This window comes from Brochothrix sp., from assembly GCF_017549435.1.
Lineage (GTDB): Bacteria > Bacillota > Bacilli > Lactobacillales > Listeriaceae > Brochothrix > Brochothrix thermosphacta.
This window is the reverse complement of the sequence record NZ_JAFYUW010000076.1, coordinates 1-18,474: the sequence shown is the minus strand read 5'-3', so window position 1 is coordinate 18,474 and position 18,474 is coordinate 1. Positions and strand designations below refer to the sequence as shown.

Here is an 18,474-nt window from a genome sequence, read left to right as displayed (position 1 = left end):
TGGAACTTACAACCGAACACACAAAAAAAAATTGAAGAATAGGAGAGATTAAGATGAATAAATTAATGAAGACAGGTAGCGTAATATGTGGGGGAATGATGGCGTTCTCATTCGTAAGTAGCGTTAGTGCAGCAGATAATACGAATGGTGAAACAATTGTGAATTCAGAAATCACACAGGGTGAGGTAACATTAGAAGTTGATGCAACAACTAATTTCGGAAAAAAAGAATTAGCACCTGTTGTTAATTTTGATGATCAAGTCATCAACTTTAAAGTGACGGATTATTCTGGAACAACGAATGGTTATACAATCACTGCAAAATTGGGAGATGCTGATACAACACGTTCATTAAGGATTGGTACATCAGAATTATCTAATACTGATGCTACAGAAGTAGTCGCTGAAGCAACTCATGATGTTGGTGAAAATGAGGGTAGAGTAAAAGCTGCTTTAAAATATACTGGTGCGACAGAAACAAGAGCGTTCACATCTGTGATCAATTGGGAATTAACAAAAGCATCAACAACCGATATTGCGGAATAGGAAAAGAAGAGTAGATTTAACTAAAGTAATTTAAAGTAAAGTCGTTAAGCAGCTATCTTTTGGTAGCTGTTTATTTTGCGTACTTGATCACTTACAATCCAATATTTTAACCAAATGACTGCAAAAAAAGCAGCTACCTGGTTAAGGTAGGCTGCTCCTGATGTGAAAGCTTAAAGTTAAGCGCGTTTTTTCAGTTTTTTTAGTATACAACAACGGGTGTTCCTTCAGAAATAGTCTCATAGATTTTTTTCATTACATCTGGAGGTGTGTTAATACAACCGTGTGAACCACTTGTTTTATATATGTCACCACCAAATTTTGGTCGCCAGTTTGCATCATGAATACCGACGCCTGTCCAATCGATTGGCAACCAGTAAGAAACAGGCTGTTTATAATCTTCGCCTACCAATGTTGCATTACGTTCTTTTTTCCAAACTGCGAAAACACCTTTTGGAGTATCGTGGTTCTTTTTAGCATTTCCGGTAACGACTGGCGTATCAACCACTAATTTGTTATCTTGATAAAACCACATATGTTGAGCAGCAATATCAATTTCAACGTAATTACCAGAGATAGAATGATCATTTTCACCATAACCTGAACCGTAATGTAAAGGTTGAATAGTGGTATCTTTACCTGCTAAGATGGCGTTAGAAATCTTCTTTTCTGTATCAGAAGTATTAAGAGACCATCCATATGTTCCAGTTGATGCTGTGGTGATTTCACCTTTTTTTGTACTTTTAAATGAACGTGCAGTATCATTTGTATCGTATTTTTTTGATAAACTAGTCACGTAATTTTTCAAAACAGTCTCGTCAGTTGTTGGTTCTCCTGTATTTGTTACTGTAAGAGCTTGTAACATTACCTTTTGAGGAATAACAACTTCGTTTTTACTGATCGCCAATTTGATTTTTTTATCTTTTAAAGCTGATAATTTTTCAAGACTTTCAGTTAACTTTGAATCACTGCTTAATAATGTAGGTTTAATGTAGAGTTTATCAAGTTTAATGGTGGTGTTATTATCTGAAACCTGTGAAATTATTGTTTTTTCAAGCGCTTTTTCATCAATTATGTTACCATAAGATTCTTTTTTTATTTGAAAAGAGTTGTCATTTTTTGTTATGCTCGCATTTTTTGAAGCAGTACGCTCACCAGCGTTTATATCTAGTTTATTTAAAGTAGCGGTCAACTGTTTTTGATTAAGCATATTTGTTGTGTTTTCTGCAGTGATTTTTTGCTTAGTAAAAAGTGCAATTGGCCAAGCAAAGGCATTTTGGTCTGCCATCGCAGTTGTTAGTGTTTTTTTGAAATCACCATTAAAACCTAACTGGCTTCCAGTCAATGTAAAACGTGTCTTATCATCTTCGATTAAGTGATATTTTTTTGTTTGAAAATTCTTGGCTAATGTGGTGTTTGCATCATCCGTTGTTAATCCGTTAATGGCCACTCCATTCAAAGTGGTGTTTGGTAAAAATTTTGAATTGTATGTGTAGGTTACAATGCCGTATACCGCAATTAAGACAAATAAAAGCGCGATAAGGCTGTTTCTTAAAATTTTATTCATTATAAAACCGCTCCTTTCACTTAGCAAACTAGTAGTCAGACTCTAGTTACAAAGGTTAATATAGGATACCATTTTTAAAGAGATAAATCAAAAAACAGTAACGCTACATATTTTCATAAAGCGTTATATTTTTTCGAATGATAGATATTATATAGGAAGAAAAGCGTTATTTTATCGCTCTACAAAACAGCCATTGATAGAATCATAATATAAGTTGGAGTATTAATGTCTTTGGCGTTGTTCTTTCACATATAGTTTTACAAGTAGCAGTATTTTAAACTCTTCCAATTTAACATTGAGAATATTATCAACTTTACACAACCTTTACAAAAACGATACATGACCTTTATTTCATCTTTACAAATTTTCGTTATAGTAATAAATGTAAGGAACACCAAAACAGAAATGGAGTGTAAAATATGAAAAAAACAATCGGCTTTATGGCTATAGCAATGAGTGCAAGTTTAGTATTGGCAGCATGTGGTAATGGAGGGGCTTCATCAGATTCAGATAAAGAGAGTAAAGATCTTTCAGGAACAATCACGGCTGTTGGTTCGTCAGCGCTACAACCTTTAGCAGAAGAAGCTGGGAAAGCATTTACTAAAGAAAATAGTAAAGTGACGGTTAATGTTCAAGGTGGCGGTAGTGGTCAAGGACTTAGTCAAATCGCAGCTGGTACAGTCGATGTTGGTAATTCAGATGTTTTCGCTGAAGAAAAAGAAGGTGTTCCAACTGATAAAATTAAAGATAATAAAGTAGCGGTCGTTGGAATGGGGCCAATCGTAAATAAAGATACTGGCGTGAAAGATATCTCTAAAGAACAACTTATCGGTATCTTTACAGGTAAAATTAAAAACTGGAAAGAAGTCGGTGGAAAAGATTTAGAGATTACTGTTATCAACCGTGCTGAGGGTTCAGGAACACGTGCAACTTTCGAAAAATGGGGACTTGATGGTAAAGACTCTGTCAAAGCACAAGAACAAGATAACTCAGGTACTGTTCGTCAAATGGTTGGAAAAACACCGGGTGCAATTAGCTACCTAGCATTCTCGTACTTCGATGATTCAGTAACTGCTCTTACAGTCGATAAAGTAGAACCAACCGAAGCTAATGTTCAAACAAACGATTGGAAAATTTGGGCTTACGAACACATGTACACTAAAAAAGATGCAAATGCACAAACAAAAGCTTTCATCAAATTTATGTTATCTGATGAAATTCAAAAAGGTGCTGTATCTGACTTAGGTTACTCATCAGTTAACGCAATGAAAGTTGAACGTTCAGTAGATGGTAAAGTAACAGATAAATAATGTCACATATAAACGAAAAGCCACCTTTCAGGTGGCTTGAGACTGAAGATAAACACTGTTCTAGGTCGTCTTCCTACTATAACAGCATTTCTATTCAGCCTTCTCATATTGTAGTCAAAGTCGCTTAAATCATCTTCAAAAAAAGTAGTTTTTCGAGACTTTGTCTACAATCTGAAACCACCTTTTAGGTGGTTTTTTGTTTGTCGAAAAAATAAAGGTAATACTCCATTTGTATTGTTTTTCACTTTCAATTAAAACGAAAAACCGATTCCTAATACAGCGATGAGTAAGACGCTGTCAATAATCCACATTTTCATGCTGGTTTTTTGTTTTTTAATGCGAACTAATAACATTTCTGTTACACCAATCATTAAAATCGCAAGGACTGCCTTGCCTAAAAATGTCCAAGTAAAGCTGGTCATGCCACTGTTTTGAATCGCTAATGAGAGCATTCCAATTCCAGTAACAAGCATTATGATATACATTAAACGTAAAATCATGTGTGTAATTGTGCCGACCTTAATTTTATTATTGCTGTAGAGAATCGCTGTAACGATAAGTAATACCACTAATACTGCCCAAGATGAAGCATGAATAGATAAAAAAGTTTTAAACATTTAAGTCACTCCTATAAAATTAATGAGATACACGAACACATTTAGTGTACAGAGTATTAACTTTAAATGCAACTTATGACCGAAAACAATCTAGTAATAGTCCCGATAAACGTATTTATCTTTCGGCGTTTTAATTTCAGATAGTTTTTCAACTTTCAATGTTGGGATGCTTTGTTTGAAAGGTGCATAAAATTCTGTGCCAATAACGCCTGTTACGCTAAGCCAGGTGTCATCTTTATATGTTTTATCATCAGGAAGATTTAGTAACATTCCAAATACTCCTGAATCAGCAATACAATGTATAACACCAAAACGGAATAAGAACATCTGATTTTTGGCAGATTTTACTTTGTTATCAACATAAGCAAATCCGTTGATAGTCAATTTTTTCCCTTCAAATATTTCGGGATAATCATATATCAATTCCATAACTGTTAGATAGTTTTTCTCGTCTAAAACAATGGTGTCCTGTTTTAAATACGGTTTGAGATCTTTGTTCATTGTCGCTTCATAATCTTCTTTATTATAGTAAAAACTTGTATCAGGTTTGAGGTATTGATTACGCACGAACGAATCACCAACGGCATCCTCATTAGTGGGAAATTTAAAACCTTTTGCCGATACTATATTTGAATCCAATGAGGCTTTAGGAAAAGTGAAACCTGCTAATAATGGATAAAATAGTAAGGAATAAACCAATACTTTTTTCCACCACGTATTCTCGCCTAAATGAACATGTTCATCAGGGCCATGAGTTAGAGGTGTTTGGTGTTTATGAGCGGCGGCATCCTCATCTCTAAAAACCATAATTAATTGGATTGTTCCAAGCAATAAAGAACCAAAAAGTGCAATTAAACTTAGATAGGCATAATTCATATTGATATATTGGTTCAAATTACCACTAACATGTAAATATGTCATTAAACCGGCGTAACCATATAAAATAAAAACACGAAACATTAGTGAACCTCCTTTCTATATTACAAGAGCGTATATAATTGTTACTACAGTGGTAGAAACGACAATGTATGCTGTGAGTTTTGTCTTGAAAGCATTGATCATCATTAAAATATTTTTGAAATCAATCATTGGACCAAACACTAGGAATGCAACAATTGCCGATTGTGGAAACAATCCGCGGAATGATGCGGCAATAAAAGCATCGGCTTCAGAGCAAAGTGATAATAGGAATGCTAAGACAATCATTACTAGGATGGCCATTAATTTGTTGTCGCCAAGAGTTGTTAAAATGGATGTCTTAACATAGACTTGCATGGCTGCGGCAAGAAGCGAACCGAACACGAGGTATTTACCAACAGTGAAAAATTCATCGACAGAATGTTGTGAAGCATGCCATAATTTTTGCCCGATTGTTTCTTTTTGAGATGAAGAGTGATGGTGATGATGGCCTGTATGGCCATGTTCTTTAGCATTTAATTTTTTTTCTACAACTTTTCGAAGACCTTCACCTTTGTAAAAATAGGCAATTAACGTTCCGACTACGATTGAAACAACAAGACTACCTACTACACGCAGTATAGGGATTTCCCAAGTATTACCAAATGCAATATAAGTTGACATGACAACGATGGGATTAACAATAGGTGCTGTTAACATGAAAGCTACACCTGTGTGAATGGGCACGCCTTTTTTGTTAAGACGATGCACAATAGGTACGATGCCGCATTCACAAGAAGGAAAAGCGACGCCAAGTGAAGAGCCAAACAGAACACCTAAGAATTTATTTTTAGGTATAATTCGTGCGATAAATTTTTCAGATAAAAAAGATTGTATAAAACCAGATATAAAAGCACCAATTAAAACGAAAGGGAGTGCCTCAATTAAAATGGAGATGAAGATAGTATTCATTTGTAAAAATGAATGGGGGAGTGATTGGAACAACGAAGCCACATCCTTTATTTATAAGTAGTGCTAGTTTACTCTTATTCAGCCTAAAAAGTAAAGTGAAAATAATATGAACACATGTTAATATGAAGAGTATATACATAGAAATGAGGGAACACATTATGAAGGCAGTAGAACAGCCTAATTACTTTAAAGAAGGCATTATTGATTGTTTACCCACATTGTTGGGATATATAAGTATCGGTTTAGCATGTGGTATCATTGGAACCGCATCTAATTTAAGTGTTCTAGAAGTAACGTTGTTAGCGATTTTTGTTTATGCGGGTGCAGCTCAAATGGTGATGACGGGATTGATTGCTGTAGGTGCACCGTTTTTTACTATTATACTTACCGTTGCCGTTGTTAATATTCGTTTTTTGTTGTTAAGTATGACAATTGCTCCTCACTTTAAACATGAATCCCTATTGGTTCGTTTAGGACTAGGCTTTTTATTGACAGATGAATCATTCGGTGTGGCGGTTATTAAGTATGCAAAAAATCGTAATGAACCGCTTAGAAAACAGTGGCTGATGGGTTTAAATATTACAGCTTATATTGTTTGGATTATTTCTTGTCTTGTAGGTGCTCTAATAGGTAATTGGATTAAAAATCCTGAAGTGTTAGGATTGGATTTTGCTTTAGTAGCAATGTTTATAGCGTTGTTAGTTTTACAGTTAGAACTTGTTGAACGTAGCAAGTTACGCGCTAATTTAGAGGCTGTTGCCACAACGTTTATTGGAATGTTTGTTTTTATGGCAGTGATGCCAAGTAGTTTAGCAGTATTAGTAAGCACGATTATTGGTGCGATGATGGGAGTGAGAAGAGAAAAATGACAACTTCATGGTGGTTTATCTTGGTAATAATCGCAGCGATGGTAGTGACATCAATTCCGCGGTTAGTACCATTTATGTTATCCTCTAAATTCGAACTACCGATCATTGTGATTCGGTGGTTAAATTATGTGCCGATCTGTCTTTTTATCGCGCTCGTTATTAGCAGCATTGTGACGCAAGAAGGCTCTCGAGGCTATCATTTGAGTGGTGTGAGTATTATGGCCACTATTTTGACGTTCTTAATCGCATTTAAAACAAAAAATTTATTAATAACTGTAATTGCAGGTATCTTGTTTATGTTTATTTTACGCTTACTTTTCGGATAAACGTTTTATTGGAAGCGTAAACATGTTAAAAAGCTAACGAAAACTCAAAAAAGGTTGAAAACGTTCGTGTTTGGATGTATACTGTGTAAGTGGTATTATTCATAAAGGTAATGAACGAATATAAATCAACTAGGGGTGAACAGTTTGTTAGACAAATTTTTTAAACTGAAAGAAAATGGCACAACAATTAAAACTGAAATTATAGCAGGGTTAACAACTTTTTTAGCGATGGCTTATATTTTAGCTGTCAATCCAAGCTTACTTGCGATCGCGGGGATGGATAAAGGTGCTGTGTTTGTGGCAACTGTATTAGCGGCAATCGTTGGAACGTTGTTTATGGGATTGTTTGCAAACTTTCCAATCGCTTTAGCTCCAGGTATGGGTCTGAATGCCTTTTTTGCTTTTACCGTAGCAGGTGCATGGGGCATTCCATGGCAAACGGCTTTATCAGGTGTTTTTGTTTCCGGTGTTGTTTTTATGTTATTAACAGCTTCAGGTATTCGCGAAAAAATTGTTAACATGATACCTGGCGTTATGAAATATTCAGTTTCAGCAGGAATTGGTTTGTTTATTGCCTTCCTAGGTTTACAAAATGCGAAAATTATCGTTCCAAATGAAGCGACAGCAGTAGGTCTAGGTGATCTACATAACGGTGCTGTGCTCTTAGCTGTTTTTGGTATTGTACTTTCTATTGTATTAGTAACGGCAAAAGTTAACGGTGGTATTTTTATCGGTATGGTAGCCACGGCTGTCATCGGTATGATTACAGGTGTAATTTCAACGCCAACAGCAATCGTGGGTGCGGTACCAGATGTTTCTTCGACATTTGGACAAGCGATTATTAATTTACCGAACATTTTCACTTGGCAAATGCTGGTAGTTATCCTAACGTTCTTCTTTGTTGATTTCTTTGATACAGCGGGAACATTAGTTGCAGTGGCTACACAAGCAGGTCTTGTTAATGAAAAAAATGAAATTCCACGTGCTGGGCGTGCATTATTTGCAGATGCAGCAGCAACAACAGTGGGTGCGGTGTTCGGTACTTCAACGACAACTGCTTATGTTGAATCAGCTTCTGGCGCATCGGTAGGTGGTCGAACAGGTTTAACGGCAGTTGTAGTTGCTATCATGTTTGGAGTCTCGATTTTCTTCTCGCCTTTATTATCAGTTATTACATCGGCAGTTACAGCGCCGGCATTGGTTATCGTAGGGATTATGATGTTAGGTAATGTTCGTCATATTGAATGGACGAAATTTGAAATTGCAACACCTGCTTTCTTTACAATCATCATGATGGTACTTACCTACAGTATTGCTGAAGGGATTGCAATTGGCTTTATTTTCTATCCGATTACAATGCTGGTAGCAAAACGAGGAAAAGAAGTACATCCATTAATGTATGTTTTGATGGTATTGTTTATTCTATATTTCGCGTTTATTCTACAATAGATTGAAAGAGTGAGCCCTTGATTTCATATCAAGGGCTTTTTGATTATTATAAATGATTAAAGTATAATGGAACTATTAAGGCTAGTGGAGCAATAAATTGTTGTTTATCCATCCAAAATAGAGGAGCGTTATAAATGAACGATCAATCAGTTGAAAATATGTGGTCTACCTATAAAAAAGATAATCCATCGATTGGTGATGATTACGCAGCATGGCCGTTTGGTGATTCAGAAAAAATGGCTGATGAATTGAGTGAACTTGTAGTTAAGGGGATCAAAACAGCGACAGCATCTGCCTATGATCTTTATGAAGATGATAATGCATTACCTTATCCAGGTTTGTTGAATGTTATTGTTGATGGTAAAGGTGAAGCGGTTGCTATTATTGAAACAACAGATGTGAAGGTTGTTTATTTTGAAGATGTAACAGCGGAATTTGCTTATTTAGAAGGTGAAGGTGATCGTAGTTTAGAATATTGGCGTGAAGCACATCGCGATTATTTCATTAAAGAGCTTGGTAGTGTTGATTTGCCATTTACTGAAAAAATGGGTGTTGTGTTGGAGACATTTAAAGTCGTTTATAAATAATATGAATTTGTTTTTTAAAAGAGTGCAATCGCATTCTTTTTTCTTTGAATTCTTCCTGTTTTGTCATTCTTTCATCATAGTTTTAACATAATTGAATGCTATGATTAGTATAACAAGAGATAACATCACATTCCCACAGGAGGAAAATTATGAAAATTAAAACGGAATCACAAAGAAATGCGTTAGCATACAATTTAACAACATATATAGATAGTATGGAAATGACACCACAATACTTTACAAATAAAGTTGGACTAAAACAAAATATTGTTATGAAGTTATTAGCAGGAATGAAATTATCACCAATGAACTATAATGAAAGTTTAAATAAGATTGCACGTTTTATTGGCGTTAGTATTGAAGCGCTTAGTGGTCGTTTTACTGAATGGTCAGTAGAACAAGAATGGTATTATGAGGCACAACATAAAATTGCTGAAAAGATTAGTTTGATGCTTGATATTGAACAACAATCACGCATGCAAACGCATTTATAAAAAAGGAGGGTACATATCGTGAAGTCAATGCCACCAGTAGAGGAACTTAAAGAATGGCGCCAATTACTATTGTGGAATCAATTCGCACTTGATGAAATTACAACAAAACTTAAAATTTTAAATGAGGAATGTCAACACTTAGATGAAGGGAACCCGATTGAGCACATTAAATCACGTGTGAAATCAATTGAAAGTATTTCTAAAAAACTTGAACGTAAAGGAATCCCGTTCACTGCCCGATCGGCACGTGAACACATTCATGATATGGCAGGTGTTAGAGTGATTTGTGCTTTTACTTCTGACATAGATAAAATTTTCACAATGTTGTCTCAACAAACTGATGTAAAAGTAAAGAAAATTAAAGATTATGTCGGTAAACCAAAAGCAAACGGCTATCGTAGCTTCCATATTATTGTTGAAATACCAATTTTCCTAAAGGGTGGTATGGAGTTGATGGAGGTTGAAATTCAGTTGCGAACAATCGCTATGGATTTTTGGGCAAGTCTCGAACATAAAATTTATTATAAATTTGATAAAGAAGTGCCAGATGGTTTGATTGATGAACTGACTAAAACAGCAAATATTGTCAATGAACTTGATGATAGAATGTTAACTATTAATAATCGTATTAAGGAATCATAATACCAACCTATTCAAAAACTTGATACAAAGTGCTATTAAACGGTATAATAGAGTAAGCGATAACATTATAAGTGAAGAAGGGTTGGTTAGTATGACTAAAAAATTATCTCTTTATTTTATACGTCACGGTCAAACATATTTAAATAAATATGGTCGAATGCAAGGATGGTCTGATGCTCCGCTTACACCGGAGGGATTGGAAAATGTTAAAGCAAGTGGAAGAGGACTCAGCGATGTTGAGTTTATTGCAGCCTATTCAAGCGACTTACAAAGAACAGTTGCGACTGCAAATGCAATGTTAACAGAAAATAAACATGCTTACGGTTTACAGTTAGAACAACGACCAGAATTTCGAGAAACATTTTTTGGTTCATTCGAAGGACTTGATGGGAAATATGCTTGGGGAGAAATAGCTGCACAACGCGGTTTATCTAATGAGCAAGAACTTTTTAGTCAATCATCTGTTCGAGAAATTCTCAATGCAACACGTGCGGCAGATCCGACAGGTGATGCTGAAGATTTTCAAATGTTCTGGTCACGAGTAGAGCAAGGGTTTTTAGATATTATTAATCGTCATCGTGCTCAAGGTGGTAATATTTTTATTGTTGCACATGGTGTTACCATTCGAAATATTATCCATGAATTAGATCCATCGATAACGGAACAATTTGTGTTGGATAATGCGAGTGTTTCTATTTTAAGTTATGAACAAGGTTTATTTAAAGCTGAAAAAATTAACGATACATCACACTTTAAAAAATAAAAAAAACGCAGTGCTCAATTGATACAGTAGACTTGAGCGCCGCGTTTTTATTTTTTTTCTTCTTTTACAGAAGTAGCATCATCAGATGAAACTTTAACGTCAGGAACTTTATTGCCGAATAGTTTTTCTAAATCACTATGAGGTAAATAAATTTTAATATCGTAAATGCCTGCGTTGAGTCCGTTACCGATATCTTTTTGCAACCGTTTAAATGTAATATAACGATCGTTATCCCAGCTTAGGAAAAGAAAACTTTCGTTAGGCTGGAAGTGTACGGAAGTCCAACCTGTTTCGGATACGAGCTGGCCATCCAGCGCATATGTAAATTTAACACGTTCCCCTTTTATTAAATTGACCATACGACTACTATCGATTAGATTTGCATCATTTTCATCAGTCCGACCAGGTATAGATGCAGGAAGTAGTGTGCTAGAATCAATAAAGTTATCTGCAGACACCTTTCCTTTCACTTCTTCATAAGAAAATAGGAGCTGTTGTTGTAAAGGGAGGTTATTAATATAAGGAATCCCTTTTTCTTTTTTCCATTTTTCAGCTAGTAACACCTTTTGATTCATATTTTCACTTTCTACCATAGCATTGATATAAACTGTTAAAAACACACCAGTTGCTGCTAGGAAGATAATGCTTGATATTATGTATGAAAAAATTTTTCGTTTTACAAAATAATTAATAAATTTTTTAAAAAATACAGTGAGTGAAAATAAAATGATAACTGCGATTAACATTATCAGGATACTAGATAGTTGTTTGAAAATAATTGTCCAATGGGCAGAGTGTTCTAACGTTATCTGACCGCTTTTTATAAGGTCGTCCATCAACATACCTTCTTTCTTATATAGCTACTAGTGTAGCAAATATTTGAGTCGGATAAAAGCAATTGAATGTTTGCAGGGAAGTCGTCAAAAAAGAATTACTAAAAGTTATGAGTAAAAACCTTGGTAATAAAGGAATGACAAGGTTTAAGTAAATTGAATAAATTGAATTGTCGAATTTTTTTACAAAATTTAAAACACAGATATACAGGTTTTTGTATATTACGAGTAGATAAAAAAAGCCCATTCAATATTTTTTTAGCATTGATTGTTGATTTTTCAATGTTTTTGGGTATGCGATAAAAAAATATATGTATAATTAATCGGTAATTTTAAGAAATATACAGAAAAAAAGTTGATTGTCATGCTAAAAGGTTTAGTATATAATAGACCTATTACCAAAAGAACGAGGCGTTTTTCTCTTACTTTTATCGGTATTTTCAGAATTTTTGATTTAATCAATCAACAGGAGGACTAAGATGGCAAGATATATTCTAAAACGTGTTCTATACATGTTAATCACACTTTTCATTATTGCATCAGCGACATTTTTCTTGATGAAGTTTTTACCAGGAACACCTTTCAGTGCGCAAGAGAAACTTTCAGCGACACAGAAAGCAGCTATTATTGCTCATTATGGTTTAGATAAACCATTGATGGTACAATATTGGAATTACATTGTGAACTTAATGCAGTTTGATTTAGGGACAAGTTACCAATTCCAAGGTCAAAGTGTAACAGCTCTGATTATGGCACGTATCTCGCCTTCAATTCAATTAGGTATTCAAGCGCTTGTATTTGGTACTGTTATTGGTATCATACTAGGATGTGTTGCAGCTATCTTCCAAAACACTTGGGCTGATACTACAAGTACATTTATCGCAATTGTAGGTAAATCAATTCCTTCATTTGTATTTGCCGCGCTATTACAGTATTTTATTGCTGTTAAATTAGGCTTATTACCAGTTGCATTTTGGAATGGACCAGAATACACCATTCTGCCAACGATTGCACTGATGATGTTCCCGTTAGCAATTGCCGCGAGGTATATGCGAACCGAACTAATCGATGTACTTGGATCTGATTATATCTTACTGGCAAAAGCAAAAGGTAACTCTGCACCAGCAGTTGCTTTTAAACATGCGATTCGTAATGCCTTAATTCCGCTTATTACGGTTTTAGGACCACTTGCAGTCGGTTTAATGACAGGCTCAATGGTTATTGAACAAATCTATGCGATACCAGGTATTGGTGAGCAATTTGTTAAAGCGATTCAATTAAATGACTACTCAGTAATTATGGGGACAACGCTGCTCTACTCTGCGCTGCTTGTATCTGTTATTTTAATCACTGATATTCTTTACGGAATCATTGATCCTAGAATTCGTTTAGGAGGAAATAAAGCATGACATATAAGAAAAATGATAATATTCCTTCTGAAATGTTTGAACAAGTTGGAATTAGTACTGAAAAAAGCGAAAAAATCTCACGTCCAAGCTTAACTGCGATGCAGGATAGCTGGATGCGAATTAGAAAAAACAAAGCAGCAATTGTGAGTTTAGTGATCTTAGTACTTGTTGTGCTTATGGCGATTGCTGGGCCATGGATGTCACCTCACGCGCCAAACGATCAAAATGTTGAACACTCAAACTTACCACCTAAAGTGCAAGGTTTTGAAAATATGCCTTTTTGGAATGGTAAACAAGAGCTTGCTGGAACAGAAACAGATGTTTACAAAGAAAATAATGTAAAAGATTATTACTGGTTCGGAACAGATTCACTTGGACGTGACCTCTTTTCACGTACTTGGGAAGGAACACGTATCTCTTTATATATTGCTTTAATAGCAACAATTATTAGTTTGGCAGTAGGTGTTACATACGGTATGGTATCAGGTTATGTAGGCGGACGAGTCGACAACTTTATGCAACGTATCATTGAAATAATCTCAGGGATTCCTAACCTTGTCGTTGTTATCCTAATGCTTCTTATTATGAAACCAGGCTTAAATGCAATCATTATCGCTATTGCGATAACAGGTTGGATTAATATGGCTAGGGTAGTAAGGGCACAAGTTTTAATGCTGAAACAACAAGAGTTTGTATTGGCAGCACAAGCAATGGGTAAACCAACGTCAGGAATTCTCTTTAAGCACTTAATTCCTAACTTGTCAGGTGTTATCATTATTAACACGATGTTCACTATTCCTGATGCGATTTTCTTTGAAGCTTTCTTAAGTTTCATCGGTATTGGGTTACAACCACCGACAGCATCATTAGGAACATTAATTGAAGAAGGCTATAAGTCATTGCGCTTCTTACCGTATCAAATTGTGTATCCTGCATTCGTTATCTGTTTGATTATGATTGTGTTTAACTTAATTGCAGACGGTTTACGCGATGCATTTGACCCGAAAATGCGTGATTAATTTAAAGAATAGAGGTTGTATCAATGGATAAATCAAAGATTTTAGAGGTTGATAATCTCAATGTCTCATTCCACACGTTTGCTGGGGAAGTTAGAGCCATTCGAGGTGTCAGTTTTGAACTATATAAAGGTGAAACACTCGCAATTGTTGGAGAGTCTGGTTCAGGAAAATCAGTATCTTCTAAAGCAATAATGGGGTTATTACCTCCGCGTAACTCAGAAATTACCAATGGTAGCATTAAGTTTAAAGGCAATGATCTTGTTAAATATAGCGAGAAAAAAATGCAAAAAGTCCGCGGTAAAGAAATCGCAATGATTTTCCAAGACCCAATGACTTCTTTAAACCCAACAATCCCAATTGGTAAACAGATTATGGAACCATTACGTAAACATCAAGGTATGAACCGTGATGCTGCACGTAGTCGCGCAATTGAATTATTAGAATTAGTAGGAATTCCAGACGCAGAAAAACGTTTGAAAGAATACCCACATCAATACTCAGGTGGTATGCGTCAACGTGTTGTTATTGCAATTGCACTAGCATGTGATCCAGAAGTATTGATTGCTGATGAGCCAACAACAGCATTGGATGTAACAATCCAAGCTCAAATTCTTGAATTACTTAAAGAAATTCAAGAAAAAACAGGCACAGCTGTTATTTTTATTACACATGATTTAGGTGTTGTGGCAAGTATTGCTGATCGTGTAGCTGTAATGTATGCAGGAGAAATTGTTGAAATTGGAACAGTAGATGAAATTTTCTACAATCCTAAACATCCTTATACTTGGGGCTTAATTAGCTCTATGCCTAGCTTAGAGTCAAGCACAGAATCTCTTTACGCGATTCCAGGCTCACCGCCGGATTTATTGATTCCACCTAAAGGTGATGCTTTTGCTGCACGTAATGAATTTGCAATGAAGATTGATAGTGAACAAAAACCACCACTATTTAAAGTTTCTGACACTCATTTTGCAGCAACGTGGTTATTACATCCTGATGCACCGAAGGTTGAAGCGCCAGCTGAGATTCAGCGTCGTCAAGCTGTTTTCGCTAAATTAAATGAAGGGGTGCGAGTTTGATGGAAAAAGAACGCCGTAAATTATTAGAAGTTAAGAAGTTAAAACAATATTTTAACGAAGGTACTAAAAAAGAAGTGCGTGCCATCAACGATATCTCTTTTGATATATATGAAGGTGAAACTTTTGGCCTTGTTGGAGAATCTGGTTGTGGAAAATCAACAACTGGTCGTACAATTTTACGCCTTTATGAAGCAACAAGTGGTGAAGTCGATTTTGAAGGTACAGATGTTCATGCTGTTAAATCACGCGAGCAAATGTTAGCGTTTCGTCGTGAAATGCAAATGATCTTCCAAGATCCTTATGCATCACTTGATCCACGTATGACAGTTCGTGATATTGTTGCTGAAGGTATCGATATTCATAAATTAGCAAAAGATAAACAAGAACGTAATGCGATGGTTGATGATTTGCTTGAACGAGTAGGTTTAAACCGTGATCATGCAAGTCGTTACCCTCATGAGTTTTCAGGTGGTCAACGTCAACGTATTGGTATCGCTCGTGCTTTAGCAGTTAAACCGAAATTTATTATTGCTGATGAACCAATTTCAGCATTGGACGTTTCAATTCAAGCTCAAGTCGTTAACCTTTTAAAAGAATTACAGTTAGAGGAGAATTTAACTTACCTCTTTATTGCGCATGATTTATCAATGGTTAAATATATCAGTGATCGTATTGGGGTTATGTATGCAGGTCGTATTTTAGAACTTGCTACTTCTGATGATTTATATCAAACACCATTACACCCATATACTGAATCATTATTATCAGCGATTCCAATTCCAGATCCGATTTATGAGCGTACACGTCAACGTATTATTTATGATGCTAAAGCTCATCAATATGTGGAAGCTGATGATGCACAATTACGTGAAATTGAAAATGGTCACTTTGTTTACTGTAAAGCAGATGAAGTTGAGACTTATCGTGCGAAATTGGCTGCTAAAAAAATTGCTCAAGTTTCAGTATAAGTAAAATAGAACGGCGGCTCATAAGCACCTGTAGTTTGGGTGCTTGTATTATGCCTAGTATTAATTTGAAAAATCTATAAAAGTAAACCTTCGGATTACTTTGTAAATAGTATTATCTAATTTTGAGGAGGATTTATAAAATGAAAAAATTGAAGTTATCGGTTGTAACAGCAGTTGTCTTAATCGTAGGTCTTGTACTTGCGGCATGTGGTAATGGTTCTAGTACAGCAGAAGAAGAAACAGGCAAAAAAGACCAAACAATCAACTTGTTAGAGTCAGCACAAATTGCAACAATGGATACTGTAATGTCTACTGATGTTGTATCTGGAACAGCAATGGATCAAGTATTTGAAGGTCTTTACACATTAGGTAAAGATGATAAGTTTGAACTTGGGGTTGCAGCAGCAGAACCAACAATTAGTTCAGATGATAAAACATATACATTTAAAATTCGCGATGACGCTGAATGGTCAAATGGTACACCAGTAACAGCTCAAGATTTTGTATACTCTTGGAGAAAAGCAGTAAATCCTGCAACTGGCTCACAATATGCTTATATGTTTGATGGTTTTATTGCTAATGCATCAGATATCATGGCTAAGAAAAAAGACATTAACACATTAGGTGTTAAAGCTGTAGATGATAAAACGCTTGAAGTTAAATTAGAGCGTCCAACTACATATGCTAAATCATTATTTGCGTTTGTAACATTCAAACCACAAAATGAAAAATATGTTAAAGAACAAGGTAAAAACTATGCAAAAACTAGTGATAACTTAATCTATAACGGTCCTTTCACAATGAAAGACTGGGATGGTAACGGCGATTCATGGGAATATGTAAAAAATGATAAATATTGGGGTGCTAAAGATGTTAAGTTAAACAACGCTAAAATTAACGTTGTTAAGCAACCATCAACAGGTATCAACTTATATACAAAAGGTGAAGCAGACGCAGTTGTACTATCTGCAGAATACGCTAAACAATATGCAAATGATAAAGATAGAATCAGTGTGCCACAAGCATCAGTATTCTACCTTAAATTCAACCAAAAACGTGCAGGTAAAGATACTGTATTAGCAAATGAACACGTACGTAAAGCAATCGCTCAATCATATAACAAAGAAGCTTATGCTAAACAAATTTTAGCTAACGGTTCTGTAGCAGCTGACCAACAAGTACCAAAAGGTTTAGCTAAAAATGAAAAAACAGGTGAAGATTTTACTAAAGCAGCTGGAGAAGCAAACAAATACTTAACGTATAATGTTGAAGCAGCTCAAAAAGAGTGGAAATTAGCTCAAAAAGAAATTGGCGATAAAGTAACAATCGAATTATTAAGTGATGATACTGATAACGCAAAATCTTCTTCACAGTACATGAAAGACCAAATGGAAAAAAATCTTCCAGGTTTAACAGTTAGCCTTAAAAATGTACCATTTAACAACCGTGTTGATTTAGATAGTAAATCTGATTTTGATATGGAATTATCTGGTTGGGGAGCTGACTTCCAAGATCCACTTACATTCTTAGAATTATATGTAACTGGCGGAACAAACGCTAACATCAACTACTCTAACAAAGAGTACGATGCTTTAATTACTGCTAACAAAACAACAGATGCAGCTGACCCACAAAAACGTTGGGAAAACTTCATCAAAGCACAAGATATCTTGATTAATCAAGATGCTGCAATCGCACCAATTTACCAACGTTCATTATCAATTCTTCAAAATCCAGCAATCAAAGATATGTACCGTCATAACTTTGGTTCTGATTACAGCTTAAAAGCAGCTTATATTAAATAATTACTATCATCGTTGCGAATTTATTCGCATACGAGGATAGTAGGGGTGCTGAAATTGTTGCGAAGAAATGAGCATACAAGGACAGTATGGGACGGAGCGAAAGCGAGTACCAATCCATAGAGCAATTGAGTACCAATCCTTAGAGCAATTGAGTACCAATCCTTACTTTAAAGCAGCCACATATATGTGTGGCTGTTTTTTGTTAAAGTCGTTGCGAATTTATTCGTATACGAGGATAGTAGGGGTGCTGAAATTGTTGCGAAGAAATGAGCATACAAGGATAGTATGGGTGCTGAAATTGTTGCGAAGAAATGAGCATACAAGGA

General features: G+C 35.4%; 19 protein-coding genes. 14 read left to right on the top strand and 5 right to left on the bottom strand.

Going from position 1 to position 18,474, the window contains the following annotated elements; genetic code table 11:
* The first annotated feature begins 53 nt into the window (after positions 1-53).
* On the top strand, positions 54-545 hold the full coding sequence (locus IKV95_RS05225) for a hypothetical protein (protein WP_287451472.1): 492 nt from the start codon (positions 54-56) through the stop codon (positions 543-545).
* Between the two features lie 199 nt (positions 546-744).
* Here IKV95_RS05225 and IKV95_RS05220 read toward each other — a convergent pair whose 3' ends face one another.
* Positions 745-2,109, bottom strand: a complete 1,365-nt coding sequence (locus IKV95_RS05220; RefSeq protein ID WP_069128952.1) for a L,D-transpeptidase family protein — start codon at positions 2,107-2,109, stop codon at positions 745-747.
* Positions 2,110-2,528: 419 nt separating this feature from the next.
* Between IKV95_RS05220 and IKV95_RS05215 the strand changes: the two genes are divergently transcribed.
* Positions 2,529-3,419: a phosphate ABC transporter substrate-binding protein PstS family protein gene (locus tag IKV95_RS05215; RefSeq protein WP_029091734.1), complete on the top strand. Its 891-nt coding sequence runs from the start codon at positions 2,529-2,531 to the stop codon at positions 3,417-3,419.
* A gap of 251 nt (positions 3,420-3,670) precedes the next feature.
* Here IKV95_RS05215 and IKV95_RS05210 read toward each other — a convergent pair whose 3' ends face one another.
* From IKV95_RS05210 to IKV95_RS05200, 3 genes are all read right to left on the bottom strand, one after another.
* A complete protein-coding gene (locus IKV95_RS05210) occupies positions 3,671-4,036 on the bottom strand; it encodes a DUF1516 family protein (protein ID WP_069120898.1) in 366 nt (121 codons plus the stop codon).
* Positions 4,037-4,126: 90 nt separating this feature from the next.
* Positions 4,127-4,996, bottom strand: coding sequence for a TIGR03943 family putative permease subunit (locus IKV95_RS05205; RefSeq protein WP_029091736.1), 870 nt, complete (start codon positions 4,994-4,996; stop codon positions 4,127-4,129).
* 15 nt (positions 4,997-5,011) lie between these two features.
* Positions 5,012-5,938, bottom strand: coding sequence for a permease (locus tag IKV95_RS05200; protein WP_036027401.1), 927 nt, complete (start codon positions 5,936-5,938; stop codon positions 5,012-5,014).
* A 125-nt stretch (positions 5,939-6,063) separates the two neighbouring features.
* On the opposite strand from IKV95_RS05200, the gene IKV95_RS05195 reads away from it, so the two are divergent.
* The 7 genes from IKV95_RS05195 to IKV95_RS05165 all read left to right on the top strand — a co-directional run bounded on the left by IKV95_RS05195 (position 6,064) and on the right by IKV95_RS05165 (position 11,035).
* Complete coding sequence (locus tag IKV95_RS05195; protein WP_232011792.1) at positions 6,064-6,774, top strand: AzlC family ABC transporter permease; 711 nt, start codon at positions 6,064-6,066, stop codon at positions 6,772-6,774.
* Complete coding sequence (locus IKV95_RS05190; protein ID WP_029091739.1) at positions 6,771-7,100, top strand: AzlD domain-containing protein; 330 nt, start codon at positions 6,771-6,773, stop codon at positions 7,098-7,100. Before IKV95_RS05195 ends, IKV95_RS05190 begins: the two co-directional genes overlap by 4 nt.
* Positions 7,101-7,244: 144 nt before the next feature.
* Positions 7,245-8,549, top strand: coding sequence for an NCS2 family permease (locus IKV95_RS05185; protein WP_069132787.1), 1,305 nt, complete (start codon positions 7,245-7,247; stop codon positions 8,547-8,549).
* 134 nt (positions 8,550-8,683) lie between these two features.
* Entirely contained in the window at positions 8,684-9,136 is a 453-nt protein-coding gene (locus IKV95_RS05180; protein ID WP_029091741.1) for an ASCH domain-containing protein, read from the top strand.
* A 149-nt stretch (positions 9,137-9,285) separates the two neighbouring features.
* Positions 9,286-9,630: a hypothetical protein gene (locus IKV95_RS05175; protein WP_029091742.1), complete on the top strand. Its 345-nt coding sequence runs from the start codon at positions 9,286-9,288 to the stop codon at positions 9,628-9,630.
* Positions 9,631-9,657: 27 nt separating this feature from the next.
* On the top strand, positions 9,658-10,272 hold the full coding sequence (locus IKV95_RS05170) for a GTP pyrophosphokinase (RefSeq protein ID WP_036027419.1): 615 nt from the start codon (positions 9,658-9,660) through the stop codon (positions 10,270-10,272).
* A gap of 91 nt (positions 10,273-10,363) precedes the next feature.
* Positions 10,364-11,035 (top strand): histidine phosphatase family protein, encoded by a 672-nt coding sequence (locus tag IKV95_RS05165; protein WP_069120900.1) that lies wholly within the window; start codon positions 10,364-10,366, stop codon positions 11,033-11,035.
* Positions 11,036-11,082: 47 nt separating this feature from the next.
* Here the strand turns inward: IKV95_RS05165 and IKV95_RS05160 are convergent, their stop codons facing one another.
* The gene (locus IKV95_RS05160) at positions 11,083-11,871 is read right to left on the bottom strand and encodes a hypothetical protein (protein WP_287451471.1); all 789 of its coding nucleotides are present in this window, start codon (positions 11,869-11,871) and stop codon (positions 11,083-11,085) included.
* 476 nt (positions 11,872-12,347) lie between these two features.
* Here IKV95_RS05160 and opp3b point away from each other — a divergent pair, with 476 nt between their 5' ends.
* The 5 genes from opp3b to IKV95_RS05135 all read left to right on the top strand — a co-directional run bounded on the left by opp3b (position 12,348) and on the right by IKV95_RS05135 (position 18,148).
* Complete coding sequence (gene opp3b / locus IKV95_RS05155) at positions 12,348-13,277, top strand: oligopeptide ABC transporter permease (protein WP_029091746.1); 930 nt, start codon at positions 12,348-12,350, stop codon at positions 13,275-13,277.
* A complete protein-coding gene (gene opp3C / locus IKV95_RS05150; RefSeq protein ID WP_036027410.1) occupies positions 13,274-14,296 on the top strand; it encodes an oligopeptide ABC transporter permease in 1,023 nt (340 codons plus the stop codon). Before opp3b ends, opp3C begins: the two co-directional genes overlap by 4 nt.
* A 23-nt stretch (positions 14,297-14,319) precedes the next feature.
* On the top strand, positions 14,320-15,375 hold the full coding sequence (locus IKV95_RS05145) for an ABC transporter ATP-binding protein (RefSeq protein WP_029091748.1): 1,056 nt from the start codon (positions 14,320-14,322) through the stop codon (positions 15,373-15,375).
* Positions 15,375-16,343 carry an ABC transporter ATP-binding protein gene (locus IKV95_RS05140; protein WP_287451470.1) on the top strand — a complete coding sequence of 323 codons (969 nt, stop codon included), beginning with the start codon at positions 15,375-15,377 and terminating at the stop codon, positions 16,341-16,343. Before IKV95_RS05145 ends, IKV95_RS05140 begins: the two co-directional genes overlap by 1 nt.
* Positions 16,344-16,483: 140 nt before the next feature.
* Positions 16,484-18,148, top strand: coding sequence for a peptide ABC transporter substrate-binding protein (locus tag IKV95_RS05135; protein WP_287451469.1), 1,665 nt, complete (start codon positions 16,484-16,486; stop codon positions 18,146-18,148).
* The last annotated feature ends 326 nt before the right edge of the window (positions 18,149-18,474 follow it).